The organism is Leucobacter sp. Ag1 (genome assembly GCF_000980875.1).
Taxonomy (GTDB): Bacteria; Actinomycetota; Actinomycetes; order Actinomycetales; family Microbacteriaceae; genus Leucobacter; species Leucobacter iarius.
The window spans coordinates 36,790-49,776 of the sequence record NZ_LAYO01000099.1 but is presented as its reverse complement, the minus strand read 5'-3'; the positions used below and the strand labels follow the sequence as shown (position 1 = coordinate 49,776).

The following is a 12,987-nucleotide window of genomic DNA, read 5'->3' as shown; positions in this document are numbered from 1 at the left end:
AGTCGTCTTCCGGCGCGGAGACGGTCTCGGAAGAACTCGGATAGAGCCTGCGTAGTGCTCTGCGAAGCTCACGGTCCGCGAGCGTCGGCTTCGAGGCATCGGCGCTCTGCCCGTGTGTTCGGGCGTCAGCGGTTGTCATGCCAGATTCCCCTCACGAAGGATGAGCGCTTGGGCGATCTCCCGGCGTCCGGGACGGTCGACCTCAGAGAGGTCAGCCAGGGTCCATGCGACGCGGAGCGTCCGGTCGTAGCCTCGAAGCGTCACCGCCCCGAGAGCGAGGGCCCGGTCGAGCACCACCGTCTCGGAGCGGGGCAGTTTCGCCGCGGGTCCGCGAAGCCACTGCCCTGGGAGGTCGGAGTTGACGGTCCAGGGGGTTTCTCGCAGCCGCACGGCCGCCCGTTCTCGTGCGCGTGTGACACGCGCACGGAGTTCTGCGCTCGTCCGTCCCTCGGCGCCTGCGGGGCGCTCCTGCACGCTGGACACTCGACGCACCTCGATCTTGAGATCGATCCGGTCGGACAGCGGGCCGGAGATACGCGACCGGTACCGCATCCTGGCGATGGGCGTGCACGTGCATTCCGCCGCGGCGTCGAGAGATCCTGCATTCCCGCAGGGACAGGGGTTCGATGCCAGCAGCAACTGCGTTTTCGCCGGGAGCGTCGCGCGGAAACGAGCACGGTGGATGTCGACGGTTCCTGATTCGAGCGGCTGCCTGAGCGCGTCGAGGACGTGCCTCGGGTACTCCGCGGCCTCGTCGAGGAACAGCACTCCGTGGCAAGCCCGCGTCACTGCTCCGGGACGCACTCCTCTGCCATCGCCCCCGCCGATGATCGCGATCGCCGATGCAGTGTGATGAGGTTGTTCGAAGGGAGGGCGCACGACCAGGTGCCTCAGCGTGTCGCTGCCGAGCGAGGCGATGCTGCTCGCGACGAGGGATTCTTCCGGGCTCAGATCGGGGAGGATCGTCGGGAGGCAAGCCGCCAGCAGGGTCTTCCCTGCGCCCGGAGGACCGGTCAGTGAGAGATGGTGCCTGCCCGCCGCTGCGACGACGAGCGCGTCCACCGCTTCGTCCTGTCCGATGATGTCGACCGTGTCCGGAGCCCCGTCGGGTGCCGGGTGCGCACGATCGTCATCTTGGAGGTCACGTGCGCGAGCAGGCTCGTTCCGCCGCGCGGAGGTCTCCGGGGCCACGATTCGCCAGGCGCGGTCTTCTCCGGAGTGCCAGGCGACGGCGTCCGCGAGATCGCGGACCGCGATCGTCTCAATGCCGGGCACCAGCGAGGATTCGACCGCGGCGGATTCCGGAACCATGACCCGTTCGAACCCGAGGCGACGCGCAGCGAGAACCGCGCTGAGCAGGCCCGGAGGACGCCGGAGCTCACCATCCAGTGCGAGCTCACCCAGATGCACGACGCTGCTCATCCGTGCGGCCGGAGCTCTTCCGGAAGCGGCGAGGGCGGCAAGCGCGATCGCGAGGTCGAACCCCGACCCGTGTTTGGGAAGCGCAGCGGGCGCGAGGTTGATCAGGATGAATCGGTCGGCCAGTTTGAGTCCGACCTTCTCAGTGGCCACCCGGACACGAGACTTCGCTTCGGCGAGCGCGGTGTCGGGGAGACCCACGATTCCGATCCCGGGGAGTTGCTGGGAGAGCGCCGCCTCGACGAACACGGGTGCCCCGTCGAGTCCAGACAGTGCGATCGCAGCGGCACGGCAGACTGCGGTCTCGCTCATACGATCCCCCGGAGATGGTCGATCCCGGGGAGTTCTCCGGGCCTCACCGTGATGCCGATCGCGTCGATCCGGAGTCGTTCAGCTCCCGGCCGATGCTCCCTGACCCATTCGAGCAGCAGTCGTCTCAGTCGGCGGGCCTTACGTCGCGTGATCGCTTCGAGCGGGCTGCCGTACCCCTGACCGCTCCGAGTCTTCACTTCGACCGCGACGAGGCAATCAGTCTGGCAGGCGACGAGGTCGAGCTCGCCTTCCCGCGTACGCCAGTTGCGAGCGAGAATGCGGTATCCGCGGGATTCGAGGTAGTCCGCCGCGGTCTTCTCGCCCCATCGCCCCAGAGTCTGGCGGTCGGGGATGGTATCGAGCGTCCGGGTATTCGTGCTGGTCATTTGCACCTCCGAGCACAGTCTCGAAGGTGGCGCACCCGCCCGGTGCGCTGTGCACAGGCCTCAGCGCGTCACAGAGCTCATGCGCGCGTCGACGCGCCTTGGGGAGGGACGCAGAACGTTCCCGCGGTGCGCGACTACTTGTCGAGCGAGAGGTCCTGCGGCAAGGAGAACTCCCGCGCGGAGAGCTCCTCGACGTTGACGTCCTTGAAGGTGAGCACTCGGACCGACTTCACGAACCGATCGGCACGGTAGACGTCCCAAACCCAGACGTCGTTCATCGCGAGCTCGAAGTAGAAGTCGCTCCCGGCGTCGCGCCGCTGCAGATCGACCTCGTTCGCGAGGTAGAACCGCCGCTCGGTCTCGACGACGTATCGGAACTGCCCGACGATGTCGCGGTACTCGCGGAACAGAGCAAGCTCTGCATCGCGTTCGTAGTCGTCCAGGTCGTCTTCGTTCATCGCACCCATCCTAGCGATTCCCCGGAGCAGTCAACAGCACCGGTGTCTCGCTCCGCGCCGACACGCGAGGCGGAGCGCATCTGCGCAATCAGATTGACTTATTCGAACACATGTTCGAATATTGCTCCATGTCAGCCCCCTCCGCAGTCCGCGCTCTGCAGCAGCGCATCACCGAGATGCAGGTTCCGCAGCTCGGCGATCGCAGCGTGCCGACCCGCTCGGAGCTGGCGTCGCTCCTCCCCGGAGGAGCCCTGATGCGCGGCTGCAGCTACTCCGTGCACGGCTCGCTCGCTCTCGCGCTGGCACTGATCGCTGGCGCTTCGGCGTCCGGCATGTGGTGCGGGGCCGTGGGGTTCCCCGATCTCGGGCTCGAAGCCGCAGCCGCGCTCGGCATCGCCCTCGAGCGCTTCGTCCTGGTACCGCGCCCCGGAGACCGAACGCTGGGTGCCGTCGCCACGCTCTCAGAGGTACTTTCCGTCGTCCTGACCCGGACATCGGGACCCGTCCGTCAAGCCGATGCCGACCGCGTAGCCGCACGCTTGCGCGAACGCGGCGCCGTCCTCATCTGCGTCGGCGATTGGCCGCATCCGACCAGCACCCTTCGGGTCACTGATTCGAGGTGGCAGGGTCTCGGAACCGGGCGCGGCATCCTCGCTCAGCACACGCTCACCGTGCAGACCATGGATCGGCGCGGACCGAGCACGCGCACCATCAGCTTCGACGGCGGGAGACCGTCCGCGCCCAGGGAACGGATCCTGGAGGCGCTGCGATGACCGTTCACACCGGGCGTGCATCGGATGACCCCGATCGTACGATCGTCGTCTGGGTACCCGACTGGCCGATCCACGCTCACCGGCTGGAGCGCGAAGCCGAACAACGCCTCGCGCCGCAGGACACGAGCACACCGCGAACGCTCGGTCACAGCGCTCCGCGTGCGGAGGACGTGGTGGGATCGGGGACTCTCGCAGCACCCATCGCGCTCATCTCCGGGCACCGCGTCGTCGCCTGCTCGGCTGCAGCTCGAGTTTCCGGGGTCCGCGTCGGCATCCGAGAGCGAGAGGCCAGCCGCCTCTGCCCCGGGATCGAGCTCCATCCTCACCACCCGGAGACCGACGACCGCCGCTTCGCCCCCGTGCTCGCCGCAATCGAACGACTCGTTCCGGGCGCCCGGCAGATCCGTCCCGGCATCTGCGCGCTTCGAGCTCGTGGGCCCGCCCGCTACTACGGCACCGAACGGGCGGCAGCAGAAGCATTGCTCGGACTCGTCCATGAGCTCGGTTTCTCCGAAGCTCGGGTCGGAATCGCCGATGGCCGGTTCGCAGCCGCCCAAGCCGCACGAGCCGGGAGCGCCGTACCCATGGTCAGCGCGCCCTCAGATGGCGTTCGGATCGTTCCACGCTCAGCATCGGCTCGATTCCTGAGCGCGCTGCCCATTTCCCGCGCGGCTCCCCCGGACCTCGCAGAGGTGCTCCTCGGACTCGGCATCCGCACGCTCGGGGACTTCGCCGCGCTCCCCGAAGAGTCCGTCAGGCAGCGTTTCGGACCGTCCGGCGTCGACGCGCATCGGCTCGCCGGGGCGCGACCCACCGCCCTCGATCATGCACCGCTTCCCACCGCTCCCCGCGAGATCGCTCTGTCCCTCGACTTCGAGCCGCCGCTGAGCAGCACCGACCAGCTGGCCTTCGCATCCAGCGCGGCGGCGGAACGCTTCATCACGGAGCTCCTCGCGGAAACTCTCGTCTGCACGGAGGTTCGCATCGAACTCATCGATGACGTCGGAGTCCGTTACGAACGCACCTGGGCGCACCCGGGACGGTTCACCGCTTCGGACCTCATCAACCGGATTCGCTGGCAGGCGAGCGGGCTGCACAGCAGTACCGAGCGCACCGGTGCGGGAATCGCGGCGCTGCGCGTGGCTCCCGAACGCGTCGAACGCACCGCAGCCCATGAGCCCGGCCTGTGGAGCAGCGAGCCCGACGAACGCGTGCACCACCACATCACCCGCCTGCAGAACCTCGTCGGGCACGACGGCGCCGTCATCGGGTCGCTGACCGGAGGCAGACTCAGCGCGGAACGTCAGAGGTTCTCCCCCTGGGGCACGCGCGCACCTCGTACCGCGCACCGAAGTCTGGGGGCGGGTCCCTGGCCCAATGGACTCGCCGCGGCCGATGCGCCGAGTCGCGTATTCCCGGACCCGCTCCCCGCGGATCTGCTGGACGCTTCGGGCAACCCGGTGCTGCTCGACGACGACCTGCTGAGCAGTGATCCGGTATCGCTCAGGGTCGACGGGCACGGAGCCGCTCACCGCGTCATCGCCTGGTCCGCGCCGTGGCCCGTCCGAGAACGGTGGTGGAACACCTCCGTGGAGCGTTTCCGCGTGCAACTGGTCCTCGACGACGGCAGTGCCTGGCTGCTGCATCGCACCGGCCGAATCCAGCACGGCCCGCAGATCCAGGGCGCTGCGGGCGGAGCCGCTCCGGGAGAGCGTCCGGGGACCGGCACCGCCGATGCGGCCGACTCCGACGGTGTCTCCGCAGACCCTCCGGCCTGGTTCGCGGAAGGACAGTACGACTGAGCGGCCAGGAGGCGAGCGCACATGAAATGGGACAGTTCTCGACGGGAGTGGAGTGAGCTCGAACGCATCCTCTCGGCCCGTCCGCCAACGCACGCTCGCGCGCACGACGCCATGCTCGCCCCGCTGCGAGGGCCAGAACCGGCCGATGGATCGGCTCCACCGCGAACGGCTACGAACGAACGCATCGGCGATCCGGCAGCGCCTCCGGCGTCCGTGCCGTACGCGGAACTGCACGCGCACTCCCACTACAGCTTCCTCGACGGGGCGAGCTCGCCGGAGGCGCTCATCGCGGAAGCCGCCCGGCTCGGCCTCACCGGCATCGCGATCACCGATCACGACGGGTTCTACGGCGCCGCGCGATTCGCCGAGGCCGCGCGATTCGCAGCCGCACCGCTCGACACGGTGTACGGCGCGGAGCTCACCATCGGTCTCGACGCACCCCAGCTGGGAATCGCCGACCCGGGAGGCACGCACCTGCTCGTCCTCGCGAACGGCGTCGACGGGTACCATCGCCTCGCCGGGGCGATCACCGAAGCCCAGCTCGCCGGTGGAGAAAAGGGGCGCCCACGCTACGATCTCGATGCACTCTCGGGTACCGCGAACGGCGAATGGACCATCCTCACCGGGTGCAGAAAGGGCGCGGTCCGTCAGGCGATGGACTCCGCCGGCACACGGGAGGCCGGCGACACCGCAGCCGCTCGGGCTCTCAACGACCTGATCGCCAGATTCGGCCGCGACCACGTCCTCGTCGAACTCACCGACCACGGGCTCCCCGGCGACGACGTCCGAGTCGACCGCCTGGCCGCGCTCGCCTCCGCGGCAGGAGTCGCGACCGTCGCGACCGGGGCCGTCCACTACGCGCACTCCGATCATGCCCAGCTCGCGGACGCCATGGCCGCGATCCGCGCACGGCGCAGCCTCGACGAGATCGACGCGTACCTGCCCGCGACCGGTGCCGCTCGGATCCGTTCCGGCGCCTCGATGCTCCGCCGATTCGCCGGGCACACGGACGCGGTGACGCGGACGGCGAGCATCGCCCGCCAGATCGGATTCCCGCTCCGCACCGCCCGGCCGAAGCTCCCCAAGCTCGACGTGCCCGAAGGCCATACGCAGATCAGCTGGCTCCGCGAACTCGCCTGGCGAGGTGCTGCCGAACGGTACCGGCTGCCCAACCCCGAGGTCGAGGACCGGCTCGAGCGCGAGCTCGCCGTCATCGAACGGCTCGATTTCCCCGGATACTTCCTCATCGTGCACGACATCGTTCAGTTCGCCAAAGGACGCGGCATCCTCTGCCAAGGACGCGGCTCCGCGGCGAACTCGGCGATCTGCTTCGTGCTGGGCATCACCGCCGTCGACTCGGTGCTCTACGACCTCCCGTTCGAACGGTTCCTCTCCAGCATGCGCGAGGAAGAACCCGATATCGACGTCGACTTCGATTCCGAACGTCGGGAAGAAGTGATCCAGTACGTCTACGAACGCTACGGCCGACGCAACGCCGCCCAGGTCGCGAACGTGATCAGCTATCGACCCAAGAGCGCCGCGCGGGACGCCGCGAAAGCGCTCGGCTACACACCGGGCAAGCAGGACCTCGACGCGCTCCCACCGGACGTCGCCGGCCTCGCGGAGCAACTCATGAAGGCTCCGCGGCACCTCGGCATCCATTCGGGAGGCATGGTGCTCACCGAGCAGCCCGTCGGCGAAGTCTGCCCGATCGAGCACGCCCGCATGCCGGGGCGCACCGTGCTCCAGTGGGACAAGGACGATTGCGCCGCCATGGGACTCGTCAAGTTCGACCTCCTCGGGCTCGGCATGCTCGGCGCGATCCGCATCTCGATGGACCTCGTGGCCGAAGCACTCGGAGAACGCTGGACGCTCGAGACGATCCCCAAAGAGGAAGCCGGCGTCTACGACATGCTCTGCCGAGGCGATGCCGTCGGCGTCTTCCAGCTCGAGAGCCGCGCCCAGATCAACACGCTCCCTCGACTGCTCCCCCGCAGCTTCTACGACCTCGTCATCGAGATCGCCCTGATCAGGCCGGGTCCGCTGCAGGGCGGCGCCGTGCACCCGTATCTCCGACGCCGGGCCGGCACGGAAGAACCCGAATACCCGCACCCCGAACTGAAGCCGGTCCTCGAGCGCACGCTCGGCGTCCCCCTCTTCCAGGAGCAGCTGATGCAGATGGCCATGGCGATCGGAGGCTGCGATGCCGAGGACGCCGATCTGCTGCGGCGTTCCATGGGGTCGAAACGCGGCACCGAGCAGATGAACACGCTCAAGGACAAGCTCCTGGCGGGTATGAAGCGCAACGGGCTCGGTCCCGAGGAGTCCACGCGCATATACGAGCAGATCGAGGCATTCGCCAACTTCGGGTTCGCCGAGAGCCACTCCATCAGCTTCGCGCTGCTCGTCTACGTCAGCGCGTGGCTCAAGCTCCACTATCCGGCCGCGTTCCTCGTCGGTCTCCTCCGGGCGCAGCCCATGGGCTTCTACGCGCCGCGCACCCTCGTCGAAGACGCGCGCCGCCACGGCGTCCAGGTCCACCCGGCCGACGTGCAGCGGTCCGAGGCCCACGCATCGCTCGAACCGCAGGAGACAGCCCGGAAGGAGACGCCTTCGAAGAACACGCACCCGCAGGACACGCAGCACGCCCCGGCACGCCCGGCCGCTTCCAGCGGCCCCGCGTCGTGCGTCAGCGCGGATCAGCCGCCGATTCCGCCGTTCGTCCGAGGGTCCGCCGACGACTCGGGCCGGCATCGCCGAGACCGTCCGTTCGCCGTCCGCCTCGGGCTTTCCGGCATCCAGGGCATCGAGACCGCGGTCGCCGAACGGATCGCAGCCGCGCGCACGGCAGGCCCGTTCCTCGATCTCGCGGATCTCGCCCGGCGTGCCGACCTCGATCGCAGGCAGCTCGAGGCCCTGGCCTCCGCCGGGGCCTGCGCCGGCCTCGGCGTGGACCGCAGGGAAGCGCTCTGGAGCGCCGGCCCCGCCGCGGACAACCGGGATCGCTACCTGCCCGGGGTCGCCGTGCACGTGCAGCCGCCGCTCCTCCCGCTCCTCACACCGGAAGAACAGACCGCGCTCGACCTCTGGACCACCGGCGTGATCGGCGAATCCCGGCACCCGCTCGCACTGCTCCGCGATCGCCTCGACCGGCGCGGCGTCGTCCGCTCCGACCGGGTCAAGCAGCTCCCGCCCGGCAGGTTCATCACGGTCGCCGGTATCGTCACGCATCGGCAGCAGCCGCCGACCGGCGGCGGCGTGGTCTTCCTCACCCTCGAGGACGAATCCGGCACCGTCAACATCATCACGTGGGCGGACGTCTGGCAGCGGTTCCGGACCATCGCGCGCGCCTCACCCGCCCTCATCGTCTCCGGAGCGCTCGAACGCTCGCCCGAGGGCGTCGTGAACGTCGTCGCCGCCGAGTTCGAACCGCTCCCGGCCCCGCAGGCGGTGTCGTCACGGGACTTCCGATGACGCGGCAGCCCCGGCGATATGCTGGCGACGTGACTCCTTCAACGGCTCTCCTCACCGATCGCTACGAACTCACCATGGTCGACGCGGCCCTCGCATCGGGCACCGCGCATCGGCGGAGCATGTTCGAACTCTTCGCCCGCAGGCTCTCGGGCGGTCGACGATACGGCGTGGTCGCAGGCACCGGCCGCCTCCTCGAAGCGATCGAGCAGTTCCGATTCACCGACGCCGAGCTCGACTGGCTCCGCGAGGAGGACTTCCTCCGACCCGAAACCCTCGATTGGCTGGCCGACTACCGATTCACCGGCAACATCTGGGGATACCCCGAGGGCGAAGTCTTCTTCCCGGGCTCCCCCATCCTCATCGTCGAGTCCACCTTCGCCGAGGGAGTCCTGCTCGAGACGCTCGCGCTCAGCATCCTGAACGCCGACTCCGCCGTCGCGACCGCGGCATCCCGCATGAGCCACGCCGCGAACGGCAAGCCCCTCGCCGAGATGGGGTCGCGCCGCACGAGCGAGCGCAGCGCCGTCGCCGCAGCGCGCGCCGCCTACATCGCCGGGTTCACAGCCACCTCGAACCTGGAGGCGGGACGCAGCTACGGGATCCCCACCATGGGCACCGCGGCGCACGCCTTCACCCTGCTCCACGACAGCGAACAGGCCGCGTTCGAGGCCCAGATCGCCGCGCTCGGCACCGGCACCACCCTCCTCGTCGACACCTACGACATCGAGCAGGGCGTGCGCACCGCGATCGAGGTCGCCGGAACCGACCTCGGCGCCGTCCGCATCGACTCCGGCGACCTCCCCGTGGTCGTCGCGCAGGTCCGCGACCTGCTCGACAGCCTCGGCGCGACCCGGACGAAGATCACGGTCACCAACGACCTCGACGAATACACCGTCGCCTCGCTCGCGTTCTCCCCCGTCGACAGCTTCGGAGTCGGCACCTCCGTCGTCGTCGGATCGGGAACCCCGACGCTCGGCATGGTCTACAAGCTCGTGGCACGCACCGACGACGCGGGCGGCTGGGTCTCCGTCGCGAAGAAGTCCACCGACAAGGCCTCCGTCGGCGGGCGCAAGAGCGTCCGCCGGGTGTTCGACGCGAGCGGTCGCGCCCGGACCGAACTGATCCTTCTCGGAGACGGCCCCGGGGGCGAGCCCGAAGGCGCCGACCTCACCTCGCCGAACCGCGAAGTGCTGGTCCCCCTCGTCATCGACGGGACCGTGCAGGACGGTTTCACCGGCTCCGACGGGATCGCTGCGGCACGCGAGCGTCACACCCGCTGCGTCGCCGAACTGCCCCCGATCGCGATGCGCCTCACCCGCGGAGACCCCGCGATCGCGACCGAATACCGCTGAGCCGGACGCACCGCGCGAACGCACGAGAAAACGTACGAAGGGCCGTTCATCCGATCCGGATGAACGGCCCTCGTGCGTCGGAGACCGGAAGCCCCGCGGATCCGAGAAGACCCCGCGCTCTCCGATCAGTCCTTGCGCATACGCTCGTACACGCGCTTGCAGTCCGGGCACACCGGGAACTTCTCGGGATCGCGCGACGGCGTCCACTTCTTCCCGCAGAGCGCGCGCACCGGCTTACCGGTCATCGCGGACTCGAGGATCTTGTCCTTCGGAACGTAATGCGAGAAGCGCTCGTGATCGCCGTCCTCGACCTGGTCCTGGTTCAGCAGCTCCTCGAGCTCGCGGTCCAGCACATCGGTGCCACCGGCCGGAGAGGAGTCGCCGCGCGTGAAGATACCCATGCGACGATTCTACGCGGCGACGCCGAAACGCCGCTGCGAGTTCCGCACCGCCGTCGTGCTCAGTCGAAGACCTGCGTCGCGGCGATGAGCTCGGGGCCGCGGCGGTCGAAGATCTTCCCGCCGAGCAGGATCCCGAGCCCGAGGACCGCAGCGCCGTAGACGACGCCGAAGGCCAGAGCGCCGAGGTTCCACGCGGGAGTCACGTCGACCAGGGCGATGACCGCGATCCACACCGCCGGCACCGAGAACACGAGCGCGGCGATCATCGACAGCGTCTGGGACAGCCCGGAACCCGAGCCGGACCACTGGGGCTGAGCGAACGGGCTGTCGCCCGGGCGCGTGGTCGGATACGGGATGAGCACGGAGAACACGCTCGAGACGCCGCAGGTGACGAACAGCACGGCGAGGTTCATGCCGATCACCGCGGGGAGCACCCGCCACTCTCCCATGACCGTAACGGTCACGGTCGAGCCGATCAGCGCGACCGGCAGGCCGATCAGCAGCACGGGAGCGAGACGTCCGCGGCGATCGTCGCGGCCGGCGATACCGCTGGCGACATGGCTCCAGATCGCGGTCGAATCCATGGCGACGTCGTTGTGCAGGGACCACGCCAGCAGCAGGAGGATCACGGGCAGCGGAACCGCCGCCAGCGTGCGCAGATCCGCACCCGCGACCCAGAACGCGAGGATCATCAGGATCGGGACGAAGGGGATCGCGGAGAGCCCCACCCGGTAGCGGGGGTCGCGGCTCCAGTAGGTGAGCACGCGCGCGGCGATGACGGAAGCGGGCTTGGCCGAGAAGCGCTCGAACCAGCCCAGGCCGCGCCGCGCGATCGCCGGGTCGGCCGGTCGTTCGACCGACTGGAGGGATGCGCGCACGATCGGGAACCAGATCGCGAGCAGCAGGATCACTGCGGCGATGAGGACGCCGAAGTGCAGGAGCGCGGCACCGAGGTCCCCGTTCGCGGCCTGCTGCGCGCCCGCGAACGCCGCGCCGAACGGCGACCAGCCGAGCGCCCGTGCGGCTGCGGTGGTGCTGCCTTCCGGCGCACCCGAGATCGCGGTGATGCCGAAGAACGCGAGCGGGAGCAGCGCGATCAGCAGGACCGTTCCGACGACCCGCAGCACACCGCCGCGGTCGTGTCCGAACCAGAGCTTCGAGAGCGCAGAGGAGACCCGGGTCGCGGTGACCGCGAACAGGTACGCGAGCACCAGCCCGAGCGCCAGGGCCCAGACCGGCTGCTGCCACTCCGGTCGCAGGACGGCGAGCGCCACGAGCCAGACCAGGAGCAGGATCGCGGGCCAGGTCAGCACGGTGCTGAACAGCAGCGCGGACGCGATGGACCCCGGACGCGCCGGAACCGAGGCGAACTGCCGCGGCTCGAGGTGCCCGCGGTTCGCGAAGAACGGAACGAGCAGCGCCGCACCGAGCAGCGCCGAGCCGATGAATACGTCCAGGTCGGCGCGTGCGGCCGCCTCGGGCAGGATCAGCGTCGGCAGCCAGGCGAGCGCGACGGCGACCGCGACGGCGAGCAGACCGACCAGCACCGCCCGGAATCCCTGGGCCGCGGACCCGCGGAACGCGGACCCGAGCAGCGTCAGACGGAGTCGGAGGAGCCGTGCAGCCACTGCAGTCCCTTCTCTGCGCCGGATTCGCCGGTGAGGTGCGCGAATCGCTCTTCGAGACTCATGCCGTCGCGGACCGCGTCGACCGTACCCTGAGCGATCACGCTGCCGTCGACGATGACCGAGACGTGGTCGCAGACGCGCTGGATCAGGTCGAGGCTGTGGCTCGACATGATGACACTGCCGCCACCGGCCACGAACTTCTCGAGGATGTCGGTCACGTTCGAGGCGGAGACCGGGTCGATCGCCTCGAACGGCTCGTCGAGCACCAGCACCTCGGGAGCGTGGATCATCGCGCAGGCGAGACCGATCTTCTTCTGCATGCCCGCCGAGTAGTCGGAGACGAGCCGGTCCATAGCCGACCCCAGTCCGAAGGCCTCGGCCAGTTCGGCGGCGCGCGTGGCGACCGCGTCCTCGCGGACGCCGTTGAGGATGCCGATGTAGTAGAGCAGCTGCGCCCCGGTCAGGCGGTCGAACAGACGCAGTCGATCCGGCAGGGTGCCGATCAGGCGCTTCGCGGCGGGACCGTCGGCCCAGACGTCGATGTCGTGCACCGTGATGCGACCGGACGTCGGACGGTTCAGTCCGCTGATCATCGAGAGCGTGGTCGTCTTGCCCGCGCCGTTGGGGCCGACGATGCCGGTGAAGGATCCCGCGTGCACCTGGATCGAGACGTCGCTCGCCGCGGCGACCTGCCCGTAGTTCTTGGTCAGCACCTCGGTTCGGAGAACCACCGGGTTCTGCGCGGCCAGACGTCCGCGCTCGCGAGCGCGGACGATCGACGGGACCGGGACCTGGATGCGACCGGTGCGCGGAGCGGCATCGTTCACCGATGGATCTGCGGCTGCGGCCTGGGCGGAGCCGGTGTCGACGCGGGCAGCCTCGACCGGCGCTTCTGGCATGGAGGACGGGGAGTTCGACGGCACCTGCCTAACCTACCAAACCTCGTCATGCTCCGGCTCACAGCCGAGTCCCCGGTTCGCGC

10 protein-coding genes and 1 pseudogene are annotated in these 12,987 nt (G+C 69.3%); 5 read left to right on the top strand and 6 right to left on the bottom strand.

The window, feature by feature from the left end; genetic code table 11:
- Positions 1–135: 135 nt before the first annotated feature.
- The 3 genes from XM48_RS09935 to XM48_RS09925 all read right to left on the bottom strand — a co-directional run bounded on the left by XM48_RS09935 (position 136) and on the right by XM48_RS09925 (position 2,575).
- On the bottom strand, positions 136–1,731 hold the full coding sequence (locus tag XM48_RS09935; RefSeq protein ID WP_046455653.1) for a YifB family Mg chelatase-like AAA ATPase: 1,596 nt from the start codon (positions 1,729–1,731) through the stop codon (positions 136–138).
- Complete coding sequence (locus XM48_RS09930) at positions 1,728–2,117, bottom strand: YraN family protein (RefSeq protein ID WP_046455652.1); 390 nt, start codon at positions 2,115–2,117, stop codon at positions 1,728–1,730. Before XM48_RS09930 ends, XM48_RS09935 begins: the two co-directional genes overlap by 4 nt.
- Before the next feature lie 134 nt (positions 2,118–2,251).
- Entirely contained in the window at positions 2,252–2,575 is a 324-nt protein-coding gene (locus XM48_RS09925) for a DUF2469 domain-containing protein (protein ID WP_046455651.1), read from the bottom strand.
- Between the two features lie 128 nt (positions 2,576–2,703).
- Here XM48_RS09925 and XM48_RS09920 point away from each other — a divergent pair, with 128 nt between their 5' ends.
- From XM48_RS09920 to XM48_RS09905, 5 genes and pseudogenes are all read left to right on the top strand, one after another.
- Positions 2,704–3,348 carry a hypothetical protein gene (locus XM48_RS09920; protein WP_046455650.1) on the top strand — a complete coding sequence of 215 codons (645 nt, stop codon included), beginning with the start codon at positions 2,704–2,706 and terminating at the stop codon, positions 3,346–3,348.
- Positions 3,345–3,893, top strand: a pseudogene (locus XM48_RS18680) (hypothetical protein); the annotation flags it as partial. The gene XM48_RS09920 and the pseudogene XM48_RS18680, both read left to right, overlap by 4 nt.
- 147 nt (positions 3,894–4,040) lie before the next feature.
- On the top strand, positions 4,041–5,150 hold the full coding sequence (locus XM48_RS18285; protein WP_197074188.1) for a hypothetical protein: 1,110 nt from the start codon (positions 4,041–4,043) through the stop codon (positions 5,148–5,150).
- Between the two features lie 21 nt (positions 5,151–5,171).
- The gene (locus XM48_RS09910) at positions 5,172–8,624 is read left to right on the top strand and encodes a PHP domain-containing protein (RefSeq protein WP_046455649.1); all 3,453 of its coding nucleotides are present in this window, start codon (positions 5,172–5,174) and stop codon (positions 8,622–8,624) included.
- Between the two features lie 29 nt (positions 8,625–8,653).
- Entirely contained in the window at positions 8,654–9,976 is a 1,323-nt protein-coding gene (locus XM48_RS09905; RefSeq protein WP_156175009.1) for a nicotinate phosphoribosyltransferase, read from the top strand.
- 125 nt (positions 9,977–10,101) lie between these two features.
- Here the strand turns inward: XM48_RS09905 and XM48_RS09900 are convergent, their stop codons facing one another.
- From XM48_RS09900 to XM48_RS09890, 3 genes are read right to left on the bottom strand one after another with little or no spacing between them, the layout of a single operon-like run.
- Complete coding sequence (locus tag XM48_RS09900; RefSeq protein ID WP_046455647.1) at positions 10,102–10,377, bottom strand: DUF3039 domain-containing protein; 276 nt, start codon at positions 10,375–10,377, stop codon at positions 10,102–10,104.
- 59 nt (positions 10,378–10,436) lie between these two features.
- The gene (locus tag XM48_RS09895) at positions 10,437–12,005 is read right to left on the bottom strand and encodes a hypothetical protein (RefSeq protein ID WP_046455646.1); all 1,569 of its coding nucleotides are present in this window, start codon (positions 12,003–12,005) and stop codon (positions 10,437–10,439) included.
- Positions 11,975–12,928 (bottom strand): ABC transporter ATP-binding protein, encoded by a 954-nt coding sequence (locus XM48_RS09890; RefSeq protein WP_231580863.1) that lies wholly within the window; start codon positions 12,926–12,928, stop codon positions 11,975–11,977. Before XM48_RS09890 ends, XM48_RS09895 begins: the two co-directional genes overlap by 31 nt.
- Positions 12,929–12,987 lie beyond the last annotated feature (59 nt).